The sequence below is a fragment of the Roseiconus nitratireducens genome, from assembly GCF_008629675.1.
Lineage (GTDB): Bacteria > Planctomycetota > Planctomycetia > Pirellulales > Pirellulaceae > Stieleria > Stieleria nitratireducens.
In genome coordinates, this window is sequence record NZ_VWOX01000001.1 from 326,822 (window position 1) to 349,088 (window position 22,267).

The 22,267-nt window shown below is 60.6% G+C and carries 13 protein-coding genes; 5 read left to right on the plus strand and 8 right to left on the minus strand.

Features of this window, described 5'->3' with window-relative positions; genetic code table 11:
- Positions 1 to 26: 26 nt before the first annotated feature.
- Together FYK55_RS30035 and FYK55_RS01050 are read right to left on the minus strand one after the other, a co-directional pair.
- A complete protein-coding gene (locus FYK55_RS30035) occupies positions 27 to 2,528 on the minus strand; it encodes a cadherin domain-containing protein (RefSeq protein WP_161604236.1) in 2,502 nt (833 codons plus the stop codon).
- A 240-nt stretch (positions 2,529 to 2,768) separates the two neighbouring features.
- Positions 2,769 to 3,074 (minus strand): MGMT family protein, encoded by a 306-nt coding sequence (locus FYK55_RS01050; RefSeq protein WP_150074144.1) that lies wholly within the window; start codon positions 3,072 to 3,074, stop codon positions 2,769 to 2,771.
- Between the two features lie 166 nt (positions 3,075 to 3,240).
- Here FYK55_RS01050 and FYK55_RS01055 point away from each other — a divergent pair, with 166 nt between their 5' ends.
- The 3 genes from FYK55_RS01055 to FYK55_RS01065 all read left to right on the plus strand — a co-directional run bounded on the left by FYK55_RS01055 (position 3,241) and on the right by FYK55_RS01065 (position 6,965).
- Positions 3,241 to 4,164, plus strand: coding sequence for a TIM barrel protein (locus FYK55_RS01055; RefSeq protein WP_235908327.1), 924 nt, complete (start codon positions 3,241 to 3,243; stop codon positions 4,162 to 4,164).
- A gap of 118 nt (positions 4,165 to 4,282) precedes the next feature.
- Entirely contained in the window at positions 4,283 to 6,385 is a 2,103-nt protein-coding gene (locus tag FYK55_RS01060) for a DUF5722 domain-containing protein (protein ID WP_161604237.1), read from the plus strand.
- Between the two features lie 211 nt (positions 6,386 to 6,596).
- The gene (locus FYK55_RS01065; protein ID WP_150074146.1) at positions 6,597 to 6,965 is read left to right on the plus strand and encodes a hypothetical protein; all 369 of its coding nucleotides are present in this window, start codon (positions 6,597 to 6,599) and stop codon (positions 6,963 to 6,965) included.
- A gap of 508 nt (positions 6,966 to 7,473) precedes the next feature.
- On the opposite strand, the gene FYK55_RS01070 is transcribed toward FYK55_RS01065, so the two are convergent.
- From FYK55_RS01070 to FYK55_RS01080, 3 genes are read right to left on the minus strand one after another with little or no spacing between them, the layout of a single operon-like run.
- The gene (locus FYK55_RS01070; RefSeq protein WP_150074147.1) at positions 7,474 to 8,451 is read right to left on the minus strand and encodes a dihydrodipicolinate synthase family protein; all 978 of its coding nucleotides are present in this window, start codon (positions 8,449 to 8,451) and stop codon (positions 7,474 to 7,476) included.
- A 44-nt stretch (positions 8,452 to 8,495) separates the two neighbouring features.
- Positions 8,496 to 9,767 (minus strand): NAD(P)/FAD-dependent oxidoreductase, encoded by a 1,272-nt coding sequence (locus FYK55_RS01075; protein WP_150074148.1) that lies wholly within the window; start codon positions 9,765 to 9,767, stop codon positions 8,496 to 8,498.
- Entirely contained in the window at positions 9,764 to 10,807 is a 1,044-nt protein-coding gene (locus FYK55_RS01080; RefSeq protein ID WP_150074149.1) for a proline racemase family protein, read from the minus strand. The genes FYK55_RS01075 and FYK55_RS01080 overlap by 4 nt, the downstream gene beginning before the upstream one ends.
- Before the next feature lie 127 nt (positions 10,808 to 10,934).
- Between FYK55_RS01080 and FYK55_RS01085 the strand changes: the two genes are divergently transcribed.
- Complete coding sequence (locus FYK55_RS01085) at positions 10,935 to 12,755, plus strand: DUF885 domain-containing protein (RefSeq protein ID WP_150074150.1); 1,821 nt, start codon at positions 10,935 to 10,937, stop codon at positions 12,753 to 12,755.
- A 34-nt stretch (positions 12,756 to 12,789) separates the two neighbouring features.
- Here the strand turns inward: FYK55_RS01085 and FYK55_RS01090 are convergent, their stop codons facing one another.
- Both FYK55_RS01090 and FYK55_RS01095 read right to left on the minus strand, forming a co-directional pair.
- Positions 12,790 to 14,157: a DUF1501 domain-containing protein gene (locus FYK55_RS01090; protein ID WP_201743584.1), complete on the minus strand. Its 1,368-nt coding sequence runs from the start codon at positions 14,155 to 14,157 to the stop codon at positions 12,790 to 12,792.
- A 4-nt stretch (positions 14,158 to 14,161) separates the two neighbouring features.
- On the minus strand, positions 14,162 to 16,585 hold the full coding sequence (locus tag FYK55_RS01095) for a PSD1 and planctomycete cytochrome C domain-containing protein (RefSeq protein WP_161604238.1): 2,424 nt from the start codon (positions 16,583 to 16,585) through the stop codon (positions 14,162 to 14,164).
- Between the two features lie 399 nt (positions 16,586 to 16,984).
- Between FYK55_RS01095 and FYK55_RS01100 the strand changes: the two genes are divergently transcribed.
- On the plus strand, positions 16,985 to 18,361 hold the full coding sequence (locus tag FYK55_RS01100) for a sulfatase-like hydrolase/transferase (RefSeq protein ID WP_150074152.1): 1,377 nt from the start codon (positions 16,985 to 16,987) through the stop codon (positions 18,359 to 18,361).
- A gap of 21 nt (positions 18,362 to 18,382) precedes the next feature.
- On the opposite strand, the gene FYK55_RS01105 is transcribed toward FYK55_RS01100, so the two are convergent.
- On the minus strand, positions 18,383 to 22,264 hold the full coding sequence (locus FYK55_RS01105; protein WP_150074153.1) for a protein kinase domain-containing protein: 3,882 nt from the start codon (positions 22,262 to 22,264) through the stop codon (positions 18,383 to 18,385).
- Positions 22,265 to 22,267: the final 3 nt, after the last annotated feature.

The window sequence follows — 22,267 nt, forward strand, 5'->3', positions numbered from 1 at the left end:
ACTGTCTATCGTTTCATCAAGTCGGCTTACGCCTCGGGCAGCAAGAAATCGTCCACGTTGTTGCCGATCACCTGGTCCAATGCATCGTCGTTCGTGATCGTGTCATTGATCAGCAGGTGGATCTCGGTATCCGACAAGAACTCGCCAGTCCCGAGGATTAGGTTGTTGACTCGATCGGCGAACGATTCCGCCGTGTTCCACTCTTGCAGAATCAGCAAGAGCGATGCGAGGTCGTCGTCGTAGTCGGTTTGCTCGGTGACGATGAAGTCGCTGCCGGATTGGCCGAGCAGCTTGTCGGCATCGGCGCCCCCGAACAGGATGTCCTCTCCGGCGCCGCCGTACAGGGCGTCCACTCCGTCGCCGCCGCTAAGCAGGTCGTTCCCGTCACGGCCGAAGATGAAGTCGTTGCCCGGGCCACCCAACAGAGCGTCACTTGCTGAACCGCCGGAGATGAAATCGTCGCCCGCACCGCCGCTGATCACGACCGGAATCGTCACGGAGTTGGCCACCATCAATCGATCATCGCCGTCGCCGCCGTTGATTCTGATCAACTCAATTCCCGTCAACGGGAAAGATTCGTTGGGGAAGTCTCTGGAGCTGACCTGGATCTGACCTTGAGAAACTCGCACGGCAACCGTCGACCCGTTCTGTTCGGCGTTCACGACCAAAACCGATCCGTTCACATAGACGGGCTTCGCATTAGGTTCGGGGACGTCATCGATATCGATCATCACCGAGGCGCGATCGGTCAGCCCTGCGGAGTCCGTGACGGTGACTACCAATTCATATCGATCTTGGATCTCATAGTCCAGACTCGCGTTTTGTCCAACAGTGATCTCACCTGATTGCGAGTCAATGTCGAAGACCGAATTGAGATTGCCGGCCGTGATGGAAAAGGTCAACGCGCCGGGGACATTGTCTGCGGGATCGATATCGGTTGCCTGCACCGTCCCGACGGAAGTACCGGCCGGCGAGTTCTCGGCAAGGTTCGTTGCGAATCCCGTTGCGACGGGCTGATTGGGGTTGTACATCTGCACCAATCCGACGATCACGTCCGTCATTCCATAGCGGAATGCCGAATCTTGCAGCGAATCGACGAAGGTGGCGCCCGCCACGAGGTATTCGTCGCCGTCGACTTCGATGGCCGCGGGATAAAACGCGGTCGAGCCTCCCAGCGGAGTGGTGATGAGCCCGGCAGATGCTTGAGTTACATCGTCCGACGGAAACGAGTACAGCAATCCCTCCTGGACCGCGATCCGTTGCTGAGCGTTGACCGAATCGGGCATCTGTTGCTCATAGGCTCCGACAAAGACGGTCCCGGAGTCTACGGCGATCGGCAGGTCCGTCGACAGGTTTGCCAGAGATGCGTAGCCACCCTGCACGCTGAATAGGTCGATCGACGTCAGTTGTTGGGTCCCCTGGGATCCAAAGTCGACGTCAATTTGACCGTCGCTCAGCAGCCGAGCCACTCTCGCGCCCGTATTGTAGGTCGACATGCCTTGGTCGTTCGGGTTGTTTTGCGTCGATGGAGAGTACCCCGTCAGCAGCAACCCTCCCTCGCTGTCGAAAGCAAGCGAATCGACGCTGTTGATGTCGCCGATCGAATCCAGATTCTTCAGCTCGCTGATTACCGTGGCACCACCGGTGCCGAACGAAACATCCACTACGCCGTCGGAACTGTACTGTTCGACACGTGTGGACCACTCCAAGTAGGACAGCCCGATCGCATTCGGTCCGTTGCCGCCAGAGTATCCAGGATCGGTCAGTCCGGACACGACGACATCACCGGTCGGAGAGATCGCCAGATCTCGAAGATTCATCGGGGTTTGAACCAAGCCTTGACGGTTGGTCGCGGACTCGTCATTGAAACCGCGATCGATTGACCCGTCGGATTGCAGCTTGACGATCGCCCCCAGTCGTCGTCGCTGAGACAGGTACGGAGAGAGCTCGACCGGATCGAACTGGATGGTTTGGATTCCCGTCGTCGGCGTAGCCGGCGTCACGTCGCTGATGTTCCCGGAAACATAGATGCTTCCATCCGGTGCGACCGTGACGAACGGATTGTCGAATCGGTAGCGGACGGGATTGGTGCTGCCGCTGGTGCTCGCGTCCTCAAGCAGAAAACTTTCAAACCCGGAACCGGAACCACCGAACGAGGTGTCAATGGAACCGTCGGTGTTCAACTTGTAGATCGTGTTCAGATCGGTGTTGCCCGATGGACGCGCGGCGCCGATGTACCCACCGCCAGGAATCAAATCCAGGTCATCCAGCACCGGGGCCGATGCGGCAAACGGCGTTGCGGAAACCGGATTCGAATCGGGATCGACCAACAGGTAGTTGTCGAAGTCCCCGGCATCGCCAAGGATAACTTGTCCGCCGTCCAGGAATGCTTTCGGCCGATCGCCTTGTTCTGCCGCCGGCACTTGATAGATGCCGTCACCGTCGAACAGGGTGTCCAGTGTTGCCGCCAGTAGACGTCGACTTTCCAAGCTCTCCATGCGAAGTCGGCGTGACAAAGTGCTCTTCATGCGCTGCATCAGACTTTGACCCCAAGGGTGGTTTTCGTAAGCGTTCGAGTCGCGGCCTGCGACAACGATCGTGCGGAGTGTAGTCCGGCTGTGACGGTCGTAACCACTGTGATGGCCGTTTTCTGCGACCGATTCAAGAAGAAGCCGGCGAGCTGGGCCGGCAGGTGTCCACCCGCTGGGATGGTTGTTGCGGTCGCCGCGGCTGGAAAGTGATCGCATCCGCACGAGTGACAAATTGTGTCAGCGGCGGAGCGGTTTTGCGAAGCGTCCCAGGGCGGCGCGTCGAACCTGAAAGCCCTGCAGTTGCACCCCTTCTTCCTGCAGTCGTTCCGCCTGCAGCGACGGATTGCACGGCGGCAGCCGACCATCGCTGTAGACCACGCGCCACCATGGCAAGTCGTCGCACCCTTGCGATAGCAGTCGGCCGGCGGCCCGCGCCGCGGTCGGCCGCCCCGCGGCGGCCGCAACATCGCCAAAGCTGACCACTTCACCACGCCGCAGGTCCCGCACGGCATCCGACATTCTCTGTTGAAATTGGGTTAGCATGAGAGCTGTCTAGATCGCCTGACGCGCCGCGCCGATGCCGCAGTTGTGTTGGCCGTCGGAAGATGAATTCATCCGGAATCGTTTCCACGGGGCCTCGCCGTGGAACCTCTGGCGACGGCGGTTGGTCCCGTTTGTTATTCCCCATCGTGCCAAAGGGTACCCGAAAGTGAAACGCCGTGATTTTGTGTCTGCTAATTTGCTTGCCCTGGCCGGCGGAACGCTGGCCTGGTCGACGTCGGCTGGGCAGTCGCCCGAATCCACTTCGGGATCCGAATTTTCTTCTTCGGCCGACAATCCAAGGTCGATTCGACAGTCCGTCATGGGTTGGTGCTTCAAACCGATGGACATGATGGAGTTGGCCCGTCAATGCAAACGCATCGGACTGGAAGCCATGGAAGGAATCCCGGCTACCATCTATCCGGATGTCACGGCGCTGGGGTTGAAGATCTCCCTGGTGGGCAGCCATGGTTTTCAAAACGGACCGCTGGATCCCGAGAATCACGCCGAGGTCGAAAAGAAGCTTCGCGAAGGGATCGATCTGGCAGTCAAGTTCGGGGCACCCAACGTGATCACCTTTACCGGGATGCGAAAGACCGGGATCAGCGATGCCGCGGCCCGAAAGAACTGTCTGGATTGTTGGAAACGCGTGGTTCCTTATGCGGAAGAGAAAGGGATCGGATTGGTGCTGGAGCACTTGAACAGCAAAGCACACCGTAACCCCGACGGAACCATTCATCCGATGAAAGGGCATCCCGGATACTGGGGCGATGACGTGCACCTGTGCGCGGAGTTGGTGCAAGCGGTGGGTAGCGAGAACTTCAAGCTGCTGTTCGACATCTATCACGTTCAAATCATGAACGGAGACCTGATCGAAAACGTGCGTCGCTACCAAGACATCACCGGTCATTATCACACGGCGGGCAATCCCGGTCGCCGAGAACTGGATGACCAGCAAGAGATCAACTATCCGGCGGTCATCCGCGCCATCAAAGCGACCGGATACGACGGCTATGTCGCCCAGGAGTTCATCCCGACCGGGAACGATCCGATCGCATCGCTCGAGCAGGCATACATGGTGTGTGACGTGTGAGCGGTCATGGATCCGCTTGATTCTGTTCGTGACCCGTCACTTTCCGAGCTCCCGTTGGTTTCCTAATTCGATGACGATCCCGCGCTACCGGTCTGCAATCTGCCCATTGATTGTTTGGTTGGGACTCCATTCCGGATTGGACTCAGCGGAACCTGTCTCACACGTTTCGATCGATTGGCGTGAGATCACCGCCGAAGCCCACGACGTCTCCGTGGCCGCGACCGATGCGCAGGTGAGCATCGAAACGATGGGCGAGGATCCATTCTTTTGGTTTGAGATGCCGGCGATCCCGACATCGGATCGCGACTGGATGCTTTCGATTTCCTACTTCTGTCCTCAAGGCGTCTCGGGAATCCAATGGCGCACCGGACGACCGGCGCGTGCCGATGGCTTCGTGGACCTGCCCGCGATGGCACCGGCCGAGGGTTGGACTGAATACGTTGTCAACCTGAGCCAGCTGGCTCCCGAGGCCGTCCGTTCCGAAGGTCCGGTGGCGATTCGATTGGACCTGGGCAATCATGCCGGAGTCAAACTGATGGTGCGGGGCGTCCGCCTGCGTCCCATGAACGATCACGAACTCACCGAGCGACGTGAAGCACAGCGACTCCGCCGGGAAAAGATCGAACTTGCAAATCATATCCGCCGCTATCAGCAAAAGTCCTGGGATGCGGTCGTCGAGCGTGTCCGTGCCCGGCGCGATCAACTGATCGTGACGGGACGATGGCTGGCGCCGGCATCACCGTCGGATTCCACACCGGAAGATTCAAAGAAGAACGTGTTTTTGATTCCCCGATTTCCTGAAAGCATTTCGGCGGAACGGCCGGACTCCCAGGAGTTGAAGCACCGGTATCCCGTCGAAATCACGGCGTCCGGACGGTTCTCCACCGAAGTCCCGGTCGATGCTGCCTCCGAGCTTCGGCTCCCGGGGGTGCGTTGGCAACTGATTCGATTGGTCCAGGCGGAAAGCTTGGCGGCATCGAAACCGATTTCGCCTGCGCGAGCGGTTGATCTGCCCGTCGTTCGCGATCGCACCACCCGGCCGGTCAGCGAAGTTGCCAAGGGGCTGACTTGCATCACGAGCCGGTTTGAACCACAGACACTGCGTGAACTCGGGCTGACCCACGGTTCGGTGAACATCTTGCTGAGCGGGTTGATCAGCGACTCACCTCGTCCGGGTTGGGTGCCACGGCGGATTCTAAATCGCCGTTGGTGGGTCAATGAACAACGTTTGTCTGGGGTCGACCGGAACGTGCTCACGGGGAACGCCGCCGGAATGCAAATGGCCGCGATCCTGTTGATCCGGCCGCATGGCGAACTGGCTCATCCCCAGGCGGTTGACGCGGGCACCTATGCCATGCCGGATTTGACCACCCGACCGGCCGTCGCTGCGTACCGGGCCGTTCTGCATTTGCTCGCCGAACGTTATGGCCAGACAAAATCGATGCATGGTCGGATCGATCACTGGATCGTTCACAATGAAGTCGACTACGGATGGCAGTGGACCAACATGGGGCAGCAGCCGATGGAAGTCTTCATGGACCATTACGAACGATCCATGCGTTTGGTGGACCAGGCTGTGCGCACCTACAATCCGGACGGCCGGGCGTTTATTTCACTGACGCATCGCTGGAATGTCCCCGATGATCGGCCGTGGAAAACCTACGCGCCTCGCGACATGTTGAATTGGCTGATCAGACAGTGCGAGTTGGAGGGAGATTACCCGTGGGGCGTCGCGTATCATCCTTACCCCGAAAGCCTGTGGCGGGCGGACACTTGGAATGATACGCAGGTCACGGATGCCTTCGAAACGCGACTGATCACTCTCAAAAACCTGACCGTTCTGGATCGTTTTCTGCATCAGGATCGTTGTCGCTTTGCCGACGGGGCGGTGCGACCGGTCCTCTGCAGCGAGCAGGGGTTTCATGCAGATGTTTCAGATGCGGAGCAGTTGCGCCAGCAAGCGGCGGCCCTGTTGTACGCGTGGGAGAAACTTCGCCAATGTCCTTCGATCATTGCGTTTGACTATCATCGCCCCAGTGACCATCCCGACGAGGGCGGGCTGCGTTTGGGCTTGCGAGGTTTACCCACCAGCGACGACCCGCTGGGCAAACCAAAACCCGCGTGGGAGGTTTACCGGGCGATTGGGACGGCCGGCGAATCCGACTGGCGACAGCAGCTTTCGCCGCTCTGGCAAACTCCGACGGACGACGGATCGCCGTGACGCCTTCCGGGCGCGAATCGGCAACGTCGGCTGGGTCTCCGGGAATTGGTGTGTCGCAATCAGCCAGATGCCTTTCGAACGCTCGCACACTTTCCGCCATTGTTCTAAGCAAGCTTTGGTGACCGGTGAGCAACCCCCGTCTTGCGATCCGCCCGTTTTTCACGACATACTTTGAGTCCGCAGCCCGTTTCGACCTTTTCGGAATACTTCTATGAATTCGGCGTCCGATGGCCCCCATGACGAACAGGCTGCGTCGTCGCCGCCCACGCAGGTGACACCTCACGATCAGCAGTCGGGCCCGATTCGACAGTTTGTATCCACCATCAAGAACGCGGAGCAGCAGGTCGGGGAGCACATCATCCGGGCATTGGAACATGACGACACGGTGGCCGTGTTGACCACCGTTGCCATCGGACCGGACGGCCAACAACATCTGATTTCCGCCGCGCTGGACCCGGAGCGGATGAGCTTGGTGCAGGAGATTCTGGCCGAGGCGAATCGACATCGTGACCCCGAGGAGCCCTGTCTGGGATACCACTGCCTGATCGAACCCAAGCGGGGTTCGGATTCGCCCGAATGAATGGGGGCGGTGCGCAGACGCCGGCTGGCGGAGCCAGCTTTGCAGTGCGTACCCAGGCGGGAGCCTGGGCACGAGGCACTGGTTTCTGAATTCCATCCCCTGGTTCCAAGGCTCCTGCCTTGGAACCGGCTGTATTGCCGGCTCCGCCGGCTGCTTCACCCGGGGCGTTGATATGCTCGATCCCGGCTGGCGGAGCCAGCTTTGCAGTGCGTACCCAGGCGGGAGCCTGGGCACGAGGCACGGGTTCCTGGAAATTCCATCCGCTGGTTCCAAGGCTCCTGCCTTGGAACCGGCTGCGTTGCCGGCTCCGCCGGCTGCTTCACCCTGGGCGTTGAAATGCTCAATCCCGGCTGGCGGAGCCAGCTTTGCAGTGCGTACCCAGGCGGGAGCCTGGGCACGAGGCACTGGTTTCTGAATTCCATCCGCTGGTTCCCCTGGTTCCAAGGCTCCCTCCTTGGAACCGGCTGTATTGCCGGCTCCGCCGGCTGCTTCACCCTGGGCGTTGGTGTCAGTAGTCCTTGCCGGACCAATCGTTCCACCAACTCTGGAACAATCGCAGCTGTGCGATCGCGTAGCGCTCCTGCGAAGGGCTCAGTTGATCGGTCGGCAGGGCCGTGCGGCGGTACGCCGGATCGATCGTCTCTGAGGCGATCAAGCGGTAATACAATGTCAGGTCGGGACCTTCGTCGAACCGTGACAGCACGGCCAGGGCTTCGTCCAATTCACGGGCGTACCGTCGCGCGGTGCTATCGCCTGCCGCGGCCCGTCGGCACAGCGAGACCAGTTGCAACACTTCGGCGGGCAGACAGTTGCCGATACCGGTGATCGCGCCCTCGGCCCCGCATTGCAGGAATCCGAAGTAGACTTGGGTGTCCACGCCCACCAACAGCATGCCGCCGTCAGCACCCGACGTAATGTGCTCGGCCGCATAGCGAAGCGATTCGGCACCACCGAACTCTTTGAAACCGACCAGGTTGGGGTTGGCCCGGCGAAGCCGAAAGTACAGGTCGGCTTTCGTCTGGTAGCCATAGTACGGGCTGTTGTAGATGACCGCGGGCAATTCCCTCGCCGCCGAGAGCACTTCGGCGAAATGCGTTGCCTGGGCGGCTTCAGAAATTCCCCGCGACAGCAATCGAGGGATGATCATCAAGCCGGCCGCTCCCACCTGGGCGGCATGGGCAGCGTGTTCGACGGCGACCTTGGGGCTTTGGGAACCGGTTCCGACGACGACTTTGATGCCGGCATCGACCAGCCGGCTCACCCCGTCACGCCGCTGCTGGTCGCTTAGTAAAGGCCAGTCACCCATCGATCCGCAATACACCACGCCCGACATTCCGGCTTCGACCAGATTCGTCGCGTGCCGAACCAGAGCATCCAAGTCGGGCTTTCCGTCCGTCCCGATGGGCGTCATCAACGCGGGGATGCAGCCGCGAAACACGGCGTCATTGATCGAAGGTTGTGTTTGAGGTTGAGAAACAGTCGACATGGAATCATTTACCGAGGTCAGGAGTCACTGGAAGTGGAGGAGGGTCACGAACGTTGGCTGGAAAACCGGCTCAGGCGAAACGGGGTCGCATCAATGTGGGGCGGACGACCGAGGCTCAGCTCCGCAGCCAATCGCCCGGTTCCGGCGCCGCTGGCCATCCCCACCATGCCGTTTCCGGCCGCCACGACAACGTTGCTTGTTGCCGGTGCGTGGTCGATGCACGGCAGGCCGTCGGGGGTCATTGGGCGCCAACCGCACCACAGGTTTTCGTGGCTGTCGCTCAGCGGGGTCACCAGGTGTGCCCGTGCCGAGCGTTTCAGCAGGTCGATCCGGCTGCGCGGTAGCGTGCGGCTGAATCCCGCCAGCTGCATCGTCGAACCGATCCGCAGGGCGTCACCGAGGGGCGTCACGGCAACGTGGTCCTGTTCAAAAATCATCGGAATCGTCGGCGCATCCGTGGGGGTCGGCTGAGTGATCGAATATCCTTTGCCAGGAATGACCGGGATTCGGCATCCAAGGATCGAAGCGAATCGCCCCGCCTCGGCTCCGGTCGCCAACACGAACCGGTCGGCCCGCAGTTCTTCTCCCGATCCCAGCCGAATCGAATCCAGGCGATCGTTCCCCCGCTGCAGTTCGTCCACGTCGCAATGCTCGCGGATCTGGACGCCGGCTTGAATCAGTTCGCGTCGCAACTCGGCCAACAAGTCGCTGGGCGATAAATGGGCATCGTCCGGAAAATACCAGCCACCGGCCAATCCCGGACGCAACGCCGGTTCCAGATCGCAGAGTGCGTCAGCGTCGTACCGCTGCACGTTCAACCCGAATTCATCTTGTAACTCGCGGGCGCGTGATTCGTAGGCATCCAGCGAGCCCCGGTGACGGTGCACCGTCAATAGCCCCTGTTCTTGCCATCGCAATCGATCCCGACGGTCTTCGGCAAATTCGCGGTACAGGGACATCGAAGAGTCCAGCAACGCGTGTCGGGCTTGGGAGGCGTGACGGAAGTCGTTCACATTGCAGTGCTTGGCGAAGTCCACCAGCCAACGCCAAAGCTGCGGATCCCATCTGGGCGTGATCGAAAACGATTTGTCGAAATGCACCAGTTTTCGCAGCCCGTCACGGACCGCCCCAGGTCCGCAAAGCGGGTGAACATGGCTGGGACAGATGTAGCCGCAATTGCCGAACGATGCTCCACCGCCGATCGGTCCGCGATCGACGATGGTGACCTGGGCTCCTTGTTGCTGCAGATGCCAGGCGGTCCAGCATCCGATGACTCCGCCACCGATGATGATCACGTCAGTTTCTGTGGGCATCATTCACTCTCCACGGCTTCAGGAACGGGAGCCACCGACGCGTCGAATCGAGAGCCCAACCCCAAACGCAGCGGGTCATCGGGATCCATGATCTGGCGAGTTTCGGCAATCACGTGCGCCTTGCCGGTCAAGGTGACGAAGACGCCGCGCCGCGCTGGCGTGTACCTGGCCAGGAAACGATTGCCGGTGACGGATTGTTGGATCCAGGTTTGGCCTGGTTCCAACTTACCACGCGCCGCCAGGCTGGCCAGTTTGGCCGAGGTGCCGGTGCCGCACGGGGATCGGTCAAAGTGGCCTCCCGGACACAGCACAAAACTGTGGCAGCCGGCGGTTTCCTGGCCGTGAGGACCGACCGATTCGCCAGGCTGCAAACGTCCGCACAGTTCAATGTGGTCGATGATCGCCCCATCCTCCCCGCGAATTTGATCACGGTCGATCGCATCCCGGATCTGTTGACAGCGGCGCGAGAGAGATTCAATGGAATCGCTGGCGACATCGGGATGCGCAACCAAGAAGAACCAATTGCCCCCATAGGCGATGTCACCGGTCACCTGGGACCCGTCTGCCAGGGAAACCTGCACGTCATGCTGGTAGCAGTAGCTTTCGACTCCCGTAAAGGTGACCTGACCGTCGGGTTCCAGTTGGGCGGTCACTCGACCGGCCGGCGTCTGGAAAACGTGCTGACCGGTGTCGATCCGCTGCTGGTGCCGCAAAGCCTCCACGACCCCGATCAATCCATGCCCGCACATCCCCAGGTAGCCGACGTTGTTGAAGAAGATCACATTCCATGAGTCACCGTCCGCGGTGGACGATTGTCCGATCGTCTCTGTCGACTGGACCGGCGGCGTCACCACCGCCCCGACGGCGAAGGGGGTGCCGCGTGGTTCGCTGGTCAACGCGACCCGCACCCAGTCCAATCGTGTGCGGAGCTGGTCGAGCTGCTCCCGAGGCGAACCGGGCTGCAGCCCGATCTCAGGTGCCAGCAGCACGCGAGTCAGTTCGCCCCCGGTGTGGGTATCGAGCACGTGAAATGATGCGTTCATGTGGTTGTTATATTTGCTTCGATGCCGAAACGATTGTCGGCTCCACCGCGCAACACTTGATTTTGCGCACAAATGAAACTTGATTGAATCCTTTCCGCTCAAATTTGTCCTTTCGACTGGCTGCCCCATGCGATTCTTTTTGCCCCTGATGCGGCGAACTTCCGTCCTCGTGGTCTTGTTCTTGGTCGTTTCGGTGCCGAGCGGATTGGCGGCGGAACCCGATGACGTCGCCGCGCGGCCCGCCGATCCGCAGTTGCGTGAACTGATGGATCAGGTTTGGGATTTCGAGCTGCGGGAGGATCCGTTATTGGCGACGGATGTGGGCGATTCGCGGGGCCAGGACCGGCTGGCAAGTCACCGGTCGGAGGACTATGAGCGTCGCGACCAGCAAAGGAAACGCTTCTTGGAGGCCTTGGGACGCATCGACGTCGACCAATTGGATCCGGAAGACCGTGTCGATGCCGATCTGCTGCGGCTGCGGCTGCAGCGTGCCCGCACGGACTATGAGTTGGGCATGCACTTGATGCCCATCAACAATCGCGAAGGCTTTCACATCAGTTTCCCGGAACTCCCCCGGCTGATGAATCCTGATTCCGAGCAGGACTTTGACAACTACGTCGCTCGCCTCAACGATTTTCCCCGGTTGGTGGATGAACAAATCGACTTGATGACCGCGGGGATCGAAGCGGGTTTGGTCCAGCCGGCGGTCATCATGCGGGACAGTGCCAACCAGGCAAAAGCTCACGTGGTCGACGATCCCGAAACGTCATTGCTGCTGCAAAACATTTCCGAGCAGTCGATCGAAAAGTTGGGTGACCCGCGTTGGCGGGCGATCCGCCCGCGGGTGATCGATGCGATTCGGGAAAGCGTGATTCCGGCGTATCGACGTTTTGCCGAATTCCTGAGCGAGACCTACGTTCCCGCCTGCCGAGGCAGCATTGCGGCCCGCGCGCTCCCGGGCGGGAAACGTTTGTACCAGGAACAAATCCGCGCGTTCACGACCTTGGATCTGACACCCGAAGAACTGCACCAGCAAGGAAAGCGGGAGAACGCTCGAATCCGTACGGAAATGCAAGCGATCATTCAACGCGTGGAATTCCAGGGTGATCTGCCGGCGTTCCTGGAACACTTGCGAACCGATCCGAAGTTTTACGCGGAAACACCGGAACAGCTACTGAAGGAAGTGGCCTACATTTTGAAGCAAGTCGATGGGCGGCTGCCGGAACTGTTCGGCGTCTTGCCGCGAATCCCTTACGGAATTCGTGAGGTTCCCGCCTACGTCGCGCCGCAGACCACCTCCGCGTACTATTGGCCGCCGGCGACGGACGGATCGCGTGGCGGTTTTTACTACGTCAACACGTACAACCTTTCCGCCCGACCGCTGTACCAGTTGCAAGCCCTGTCATTTCACGAAGCAGTTCCGGGACACCATTTGCAACTGGCCCTCCAAGCCGAACTGGAAGGATTGCATCCGATCCGACGCCAAAGCAACTTCACGGCGTTCATCGAGGGGTGGGCGCTGTACAGCGAGAAACTGGGAAGTGAACTTGGCTTCTACAAAGATCCGTATCAGGACTTCGGACGCTTGAGTATGGAAGCCTGGCGTGCCAGTCGCTTGGTCGTCGACACCGGCATCCACGCCCTCGGTTGGACTCGCCAACAGGCGATCGACTACATGAAGGAAAACACCGCCCTGTCGGAACATAACATCGTCGCCGAAGTGGATCGCTACATCGGTTGGCCCGGTCAGGCGCTTGGCTACAAGGTGGGCGAGATGTTCATCAGTGACTTGCGACGTCAGGCCGAATCCGAATTGGGCGAGACCTTTGACGTGCGACGCTTCCACGACGTCGTTCTGAGTTCCGGATCCATCCCGTTGCCAACGCTGCAGCAGAAAGTGCGAAGCTACTTGGACGCCGCCAAGAGAGAATTGGACGGTTCCGGCTAGCGCCACGCGGCTCACCGAACGGGGCGCTGTCCAGCTAGGCGATCAAGTCATCGAGGATGCGGCCGTGAACGTCCGTCAGGCGGAAATCGCGTCCGGCGTGCCGAAAGGTCAGCCTTTCGTGATCGATCCCCAGCTGGTTCAAGACGGTCGCGTGCAAATCATGGACTTCGACAGGATTTTCCACGGCGTACTTCCCGATCTCGTCGGTGGCCCCGTGCACGTGTCCACCTTTGAATCCGCCGCCGGCCAGCCAAATACTGAAGCAGTCGCGGTGGTGGCCGCGGCCGTTCTTGCCTTCGCGCGTCGGCGTGCGTCCAAATTCGGTGGCCCACAAGACGATGGTTTCGTCCAGCATGCCGCGCTGTCGGAGATCCTTGATCAGGGCGGCAGTGGGTTGGTCCACATTGTCGGCCAAACGTGCATGCTCCTGCATTTCGCCATGCGAATCCCAGTTGGGGCGCGAACCCGTATCGATCAACTCGATGAAACGGACGCCACGCTCGGCTAACCGGCGGGCGACCAGACATTGCCAGGCGAAATCGGCCCCGGGACCTTTGGACGGTCGGTCCAACCCGTACATTCGCCGGATGTGTTCCGGTTCCTGCTGGACGTCAAATGCCTCGGGGGCCGCTTGCTGCATTTGAAAAGCGGTCTCAAACGATTGAATCCTTGCCGCCAGCGCGCTGTCGTGGGCACGCCGATCGGCGTGTGCTTGATTCATGCGTTCGACCAGGCCGAACTCCAGCGATTGCAGGTTTTCCGTGTTGCCGGGGGCACGCAGATTGGCGATCGGATTCTCGCCCGGCAGCACGCGTGTTCCCTGATGAAAGGCCGGCAAGAAATCGTTGGCGTAAACCTGCGTTCCGCCGTAGGGCAGGTGTGGCGCGATCACGATGAAACTGGGCAGGTTTTGGTTTTCTGTCCCCAGCCCATAGCTGACCCAGGATCCCATGCTGGGGCGAGCAAACGTCGGCGACCCGGTGTGCATACCGAGCGTCGCTTCGGAGTGATCGAAGTGAGATGCTTTCATCGAACGGACCAGACAAATCTCGTCCATCACCTCACGAACATGGGGAAACAGATTACTGACTTCCGTCCCGCACTGTTTGTTTCTTTCGGAACCGAACAGGTTGCCCATCAATCGGTCCTTGCCCGTTCCGTCCCGGCCGGACGCAGTCGACTTGGGGTCAAACGTATCGATGTGCGACACGCCGCCGGTGGCATAGATAAAGATGACGTTTTTGGCGGGGGCGCGGTGATGGGGTTGGCGCGGTGCCAACGGGGCGCTTTCGGCGGCCAACAGTTCGGAAAGCAAACCCGGCATCAACAGAGAGCCTCCGACCATGGACCGAAGCAAGCAGCGTCGATCGATTGTGCAGCGATTGGTGGTAGGACCGGGCATCGTCTCAATCCAGGTACAAGAATTCGTTCAAACGAAACAGACTGCGAACCAGGCTGGCCCACGCGAGCGATTCCGCATCCGGTCGCTCCGCTAGTCTTTGTTTTGCGGCTCGCACGTGTTGCAGCAGCCACGTCACTTCCCGGTCGTCGGCAGGCCGGCACAGGATCATCTGGACCGCCATCGCAGCGCGCTGATCTGCCGAGGGGATTTCGTCCAGCAGGCGGCTGGAAAGTTGCGTCGCGTGGTGATGCAGAAGCGGATCGTTGGTGAAATACAAGGCTTGCAGCGAGGTGACGGATTGGTCACGGTCGCTGGTGCAAACGTTGCGATCGGGACCGTCAAAGGTTTGGAAATACGGATCCGCCGTCAGCCGCTTGGTCATCAAGTACACGCTGCGTCGATTGCTTTCGTAATCGTCCTTGAAGGGATGGTGCTGCGTGAACGCCCAGTCTTTGCGTGGCGGGAATGGGTGAGGTTCGGTGTGAGGCGTTGTGTCCAGGGTGCCTGCCAGCAACATCAAGGTGTCGCGAAGGGATTCCGCATCCATCCGCTGGCGGTTGAATCGCCAGTACAACGCGTTGTCGGGGTCACGTGAGTGGTTGTCCGCAACGGCCTGGCTGGCAAGGGCGTAGGTGCGCGAGGTCATGATCCGCCGGTGCAGGTGCTTGATGGACCATCCGTTGTCCATGAAGTCTCTTGCCAGCCAATCCAGCAATTCCGGATGGGTGGGCATCTGGCCTCGAGTTCCAAAGTCGCTGGTCGTTGGCACCAGTCCCGTTCCGAAGTGGCGCTGCCACACCCGGTTGACGATCACGCGAGCGGTCAACGGGTTTTCCGGCGATGTGATCCAGCGGGCCAATTGCAGCCGGCCACTGGACGATGACGCCGTTTCGGGCGTCAACCGTTGTCCGCCCAGCACGCTTGGAAAGCCGCGGGGCACCGTCACGCCGGGACGGGTCGGTTCGCCTTTGATTTGAACCCGCGCGTCCGTCGGCGCTGCATCCTGAACGGCATACGCCGCGGGGACGGTCGGCAATGTTTTTAAATGATCGGCAAGCCGTTCGCCGGCGCGGCGGGCCTTCAACAGCATCGCGTCAAGTTCGTCACGCAGCCGACGCTGGGTCGCGAGGTCACTTGACTTCTCTTTCTGAGCGTTCTCGACGGCTTGACGTTCACATTTCGCCAACTGGGATTCCAATTCTTTGACCAGTCGTTTCGTCTTGTCGGTGGTCTCGGACGGCTGGCTTCGACGGTCGACTTCGTTGAGCAGGGGGACGAAATCGCGTTGCGTTTGAAACAATTCGATCCCGGGAAACGGGTAACGCGTGCTGGCGAAGATTCCGTACAGGCCGTAATAGTCTCGCGTGCTGACGGGGTCGAACTTGTGGTCGTGGCAGCGGGCACACGCCAGGGTCATCCCCAGCATGGTCCGCCCGACATTGTCGATCGTGTCTTCAATGGTCAGATGCCAGGGATAACGCTCCACCAGTGAGCCGAAGCGACGCGCCATCGCCAGGTAACCGGTGGCGACCGTTTGTCGATCGCGTTGACCGGCGGTATCCGCTGGTAGCAAATCGCCGGCAAGCTGTTCGGTCAGAAATTGATCGTAGGGAAGGTCTTGGTTGAAACTGTCGATGATGTAGTTTCGGTACAGATAGGCCTGCGGGATCGGATAGTCGGAATTGTCACCGGCCGTGTCGGCGTAACGCACCCAGTCCATCCAGTGGCGGCCCCAGCGTTCTCCGTAGCTGGGCCGGCTGAGCAGGTCATCGATCAACGCCGCGAATGCCCGCTGGCGGCCAACGCGAGCCACTTGTTGCTGGAATCGATCGATTTCAGCGACTGTCGGTGGCAATCCCGTCAGGGCGTAGCTCGCCCGCCTAAGCAACGTCAGGGCGTCCGCGTCGGGGGCCACGGCCAAACCCGCCTGCTCGCGCCGAAACTGAATGAATCCATCGATCGCTCCCCGCGGCCATGTGGTGTCGTTGACCGATGGTGGCGATGGTGCGCCCACGGGTTGGAACGACCAGTGTTCGGACTCCGGCGGATCGTCTGTTCGCTCATCCGCAACACTTCCGTTGGGCCAGGGCGCGCCGGCGGCGATCCACTTTTCCAATTGGGCGATTTGTTCGGTCGTCAGAGATTCGCCCTCGGGCGGCATTCGGATGTCCGAGTCGGAGGAGCGAACACGGGCGAGCAGTTCGCTTTGTTTCGGCTGCCCGGGCACGATCGCTGGTTTGCCGGAGTCTCCGAGACCTTGTTCGACGCCGTCCAGTCGCAGCCCGCCGTTTTGCTCCTGAGCGCCATGACAATCCAGGCAGTGATCACGCAGGATGACGTTTGCCGCTTCGACCAACTCCACCGGGCTGCCGGCAACGCAGGCGGTAGTCCAGAAAGCCAGAAAAACGCACAAGAGAAAGCGTTTCATGAAACAGCATCGGGGGGAGGGGCGGAAGTCGCGCGGCAGCGATTCATTGTAGACCGCAATCATCCACCGTGGCGGCACACTGGACAAGTGATTTTCGCCTGGCAGGGGCGTTTTGTGATTCAGAAGGCAACGCGGCAGCGTTCGACGTCAAGCCGACGGAGTTGCTGAATCGGCCGAAATGCCAACCCAAGCGTCGGGCAGGACCGTGGTTGATCCGGCCGGCGCTGCCGCGCTAGAGCCAATGACTCTGATACGATCGGGGCTGTCCGGTTCAGTCCAGACTCCGGCAGGCAATCCGGCGCCGTGGCGATATTCCGCGGGATGACGTGATTCCGCCGAATGACGTGGCGAAAGCCGACCGCTTGCTGAACACCCAATCCCAACCTTTGGTTCGCGCCGATGACTGATCGATGGCTTTTTTTGAAACTGCTTGCGTTGGGCGTCCTGATCGCCTCGCGTTGTCATGCGGACCAGCGAGACGTTCGTCCGAATGTCGTGTTGATCCTGGCCGATGACATGGGTGTGGGTGACTTTGCCAGCCTGAACGGAGGACGTTCGCGAACGCCCCATTTGGATCGCTTGAAGAGCGAAGGCGTCTGGTTCTCCCAAGCCTACTCCGCATCACCGGTGTGCGCGCCGGCGCGGGCCGCGATGCTGACAGGACGCTATCCGCATCGGACCGGCGTGGTGACTTTGAACATGAAGACGTACCCGGAGCTGACACGGATTCGCAAAGATGAAACCACGCTGGCGGATGTTTTTCAGCAAAACGGCTATGCCACGGGAATCATCGGGAAATGGCATTCAGGGTTGGGAGCACCCTACCATCCCCTGGAACGTGGCTTTGATGAGTTTCAAGGATTTCGGACCCACACGGACGTCCCCAGTTACTTCAACTACCAACTGACGATCCAACGCGAGACGTCGCACGTCAAAGACAAATACTTGACCGAGGATTTGACGAACCGCGCGATCGACTTTGTCCGGCGACATCGCGAGCAACCGTTCTTTCTGCACCTGGCGCACTACGCGCCTCACCGACCAATCGGAGCGCCCGAAGAGCAGGTCAAGGCGTTCATGCAGACGGGTTTGCCGCGAGAAGTCGCAACGGTGTACGCGATGATCCAGCTCTTGGACCGCGGGATCGGCCGACTGCTTGAGACGCTGGATGAATTGGACCTGTCCGAACGAACCGTCGTGGTGTTCGCCAGCGACAACGGACCGGATCCGTTGGTGGAATCCCGCTTCAACCTTGATCTGCGGGGCACGAAATACACGATCTACGAAGGCGGCATCCGAGTGCCCATGATCTTCCGATGGCCCGGCCAATTGTCGCCCGGCAACCGCAATGAACCGATCCATTTCGTGGACCTGTTCCCCACACTGTTGGGCATGTGCGGCGTTCCAGTTTCGGAGGGCCTGCAGATTGACGGCAGACCGTTGTCCAAGGCCTTGATTGACGGAACCCCGTTTCCGCCGGTCCGGCATTTTTGGCAGTGGAATCGCGGTCAACCGATGTACTCGCACAATGCCGCGATTCGCGAGGGTCGATGGAAGCTGGTTCGGCCTTACGTCACGCGCAGTTTACCCAAGTCGGAATCGAATCAACCGGTTCGGCTCTATGACATGGAAGCTGATCCTGCGGAATCGGACGATGTCTCGTCACAACATGCCCAGCGAACCACTCGGCTGGGCGAAGCGCTGCAGGCCTGGTGCGAGTCGGTCGAAAGGGACCGTCGGCGCCCCGAAACACCGTCGGAAAAAACTTCTGATTGAAACGCGCGGAGGTGGATCTGATCACGGAACGGACCGCAATTGAAGATCGTCCAACCACAAGTCGCCGCTTCCGGTGGCGACGATTTGGAGAGCAAACTCTGCGAAGGTGTCGGCGGTGTCCAGCGAGTCGTCTCGGGGCGGGGCGGTAAAACGTGCCACCACACGCCGCCAGTCGTAGCTGCCGCCGTCGAACTGCAACAGCGTTTCGCCGCCAGGACCACGGATCGCGGTCGCGGCATTCTGTAGCCCCTCGGCTTTGGCCCAACAACTGATTTCATAGGTTTGCCCCGGGCGGACGCTGACGACTTGCCGTGTGGACCCGAAGATGGCGCTGAGCAAAGCGGCGTTGGACCGCGGCTCCCGCAGGGGCTGCACCTGCAGGTGCAGCGAATAGCGTCCGCTTTTGGCCACGGTGTCCGTCACTTCGGCGGACGACCGACTGCCCCCGGCACTCTCCCATCCCGCTCGGCTCGGCTCGCTCCAGTACTTCAGGGACCCGAGTTCAAAGTCGGCGTTGAGCAGCGCGACACTCCGCGGCGTCTGAGGGTCGGCTGCCGGCATCGCTTGAACTTTGGTCACCCGCGGAAGCTCCGAGAGCGAGCGAATGAAGTCCGACAGGGCGTCGACTCGATCCGGTGTCGGGGGCCGCAGGCGTTTCAGCTCCGTCAATCTCTCTGCCAGCGGACGTGCGACGGACATCAGATCACAGGAAGGTTCCGCATCCACCGCCAGTCGGACTTGCTGATCGGCCAGATCGAATTGTTCGTTGAGTGCTGCCACGCGGCTGAGGCCCAGGGCGGCGGCCGCGCGATTCTCGTTGTTCGTGGCAAACTGTTCCGCGTCGCGGTACGCCGCCAGCGCGCCCGCAGAATCTCTGGTTTGTTCCAGACAGACCCCGAGTCCGTAGGACGCCCAAGGGTGTTGCGGCTGGGCGGCCAGAACCGTACGCAAGTCTTCCATCGCTACCGCGAAATCGCCTTGGTGCAGACGCGCCATCGCGCGGATCGCGTGGGCACGCACGTTTTGCGGGTCCGCCGAAAGTGCCGCTTCCGCCGCCTGCGCTGCTTCCTCGTGACGGAACTGATTCAACCGGATGCCGGCCAGCGCCAAAGAACGTTCGACGTTGAACGCCTGCTCGCTGTCCGACGCATCCGCCACCCATTGCTGCACCCACTGACCAGCTTCGGCGCGGCCCCGAAGGTCGTCGACTTTCAGCAGGGTTGCGTCCGTGATTCTGCCGAGCGGGTAGGTTTGTTCCGCGGTCTCGACGAAACATCCGATCGCCTGGTCGATCTGGTTGGCTTCGGCCAAAGCCAGTCCGAACTGCCAACCGACCCAGGGATGCTGCCGCGACGATTGCATGGCCCGTTGCGCATCGTCCTGACTCCAACGCAATCGTTCGTCAGATCGTGTTCGTCGATCCTCGGCCGCGTAGCGTTTGTCATCACGCAACAAGCGGGCCTGGGCACGGTAAATGCTGGATCGGTCGGCCAGGGCGAAACAACGATCGGGGGCCAAGGTGATGCAGTGCCCGAGAGCCATCAGGGCGGGGGCAAAGTCTTCCCAGCGTCGGTCGGGATTGCGCTCGGCCAGCAGGTATTCAATCTGTCCCAGGGCCAAGTGCGACCAGTAGTGGTCCGGCCGCAACGTGGCCGATCGGCGAAACAAGTCACGAGCGGCGATCATCGCGTCGTCGCCCTGGTAGCCACGAAACAGAATCTCGAATCCCGGGTCGATGGCCGACAACATGCACAGCACGCCCAGGGAATGCGCGTCGGCGCCGTTCCTGGCGATGCCGAGGTCACTGCCTTGCAAACGTGTTGCCGATCCCAGACGCATTTTTGCGACCGAGCGGTACAGGCGGGTTGCTTCGGCCGGTCGAAATCGATCGATGCGGTCGCTGACAATCAACGCCGCTTCCGCTTCTGCCTTGCCGACATCGGTACCCAGCATGCGACCGGCGGCGCGGAACATGCCTCCAACTCCGCTCAGCGGCGCGTCGCCGGCCAACCGCACGGCCATGGACTTGATCAGCATGGCGTCCATCAGCATCAGCTGTTGGTAGACATCCCAGCAAAGTGCATCGGTCTGGGCGGGCGAGAGATCCTGGTGCGGGAGCCCGTTCCACCAATCGGGACGGTCCCAGATTCCCAGCGTCTTCAACGCGTCACTGCAAGCCATCAATGCTTTGGTGTCGCGGCTGAGAACGTTTTGTTCCTGCACGTCATCGGCAAGCCGGTAGAAATTGACCAGCGAGTCCAAACGCCGAGTCCGCGCGAGGATCCGCGTGCTTTGTTCATCCAATTCCGACTCCGATTCGATGGACGAAACCGCATTGAGCAAGATCTCCAGAGCCGGAGCAAAGCGGCCGCGTCTGATTTCCTGGGCCGCCAATTGTTCCGCAGACCTGGTTGCCGTCGCGAGTTCGTCGATGCGACGTTCCGCGTTCAGCCGCAACTGCAACTGTTTTGATCGGCGTTCCTGGTCCGCTTGCAATTGACGCATCCGGACCTCGTTCCACATCCAAGAACCCAGGACGGCACCGATAGCCAAAAGCAAGGTCGCCACCGCGATGCTGGTCGTCGCGGTTCGGTGTTGCCGGATCCAGCGATTCAGTCGCATCGATGGGCTGTCCGGATAGACCGAGACGCTTTGGTCGGCCAACCAGCGATTGACGTCATCAGCGATTTGTCCGGGGTGCACGTAGCGATCAAAGGGACGCTGTTGCATCGCCTTCAAACAAATCGCTTCCAAGGGCGGCGGAACGTCCGGGGTCAATTCACTCGGTCGCACCAGGTATCCGTCGCGGATCTGCTTCAACATTCGCACCACCGATCCTCCACCGTGTGGAGGCACACCGGTCAGAATCTGGTACAGCGTTGCGCCCAGCAAGTACACGTCGGTTCTCGTCCCGATGTCATCCAGGTTTCCCGCCGCCTGCTCGGGGCTCATGTACTGGGGCGTCCCGATCGTGCCGCCAACCTGCGTGGGCGTGGAACCGCTTTCGGCCGCCAACTCGCGGGCCAAATCGGCGGTCATGGAGTCTTCAAACGGTGCGTCCAACAGTTTGGCCAAACCCCAGTCCACGACCAAGGTCTCACCGTAAGGGCCGACCATGATGTTGGAAGGTTTGATGTCGCGGTGCAGCACTTTCTTGCTGTGAGCGTACTCGATCGTGTGGCAAACGTCGACGAATTGCGAGAGCAGTTCCCGCTGGCGGAGAAGCTTGTCGTCATCGCTGACGCCATCGGCGGCGTGGTACTTGGCGATCACGTCCTTCATCGTTTCGCCTTCGATGAACCGCATCGCGTAGTAGTGGCTGCCGTCGGGCCAGGTGCCCATTGCGTACACCGGGACGATGCCCGGGTGTTCCAAACGACCGGTCACCTTGGCTTCCTGGATGAAGCGTTCCCGAGCCTCGCTGCTGGTCTTCCATTTGGAACGAATCTGTTTGATAGCCACGTCGCGGTCCAACTGGCGGTCGTGCGCCAACAGCACCTCTCCCAGTCCGCCCTGCCGATAGGCGTGCAGCAGCCGGAAGCGATCCGCCGGTGGGTTGTCCGGTCCGTCGCCTCGTTCCGGTTGGTCGCCGTGTCCCCGACCATTGTCATCGGAAGCGTGCTCGCCAGATCCGTCGTGCCTCCGCGCATCGCCGTGCAGGGGTGACCGGATTCCCTTCGATTCCCGGGAAGATGCTGATTGGGACTCGCCACCAAACAATGCCGATTGCAAAAAGTCGCCCTGTCCGGCCTGGGCATCGGCATCCAGCAGTTCCTGGACGGCTGCTCGCAAGGATTCGTCCCCGCCGGCGTGACGACTCAAGAACTCCGCCCGCTGGGACGGTTCCACGTCCAACGTCTGCAGGAACAGTTCTTCAATCGATTCTCGTGACGGTGCGGGCATGGG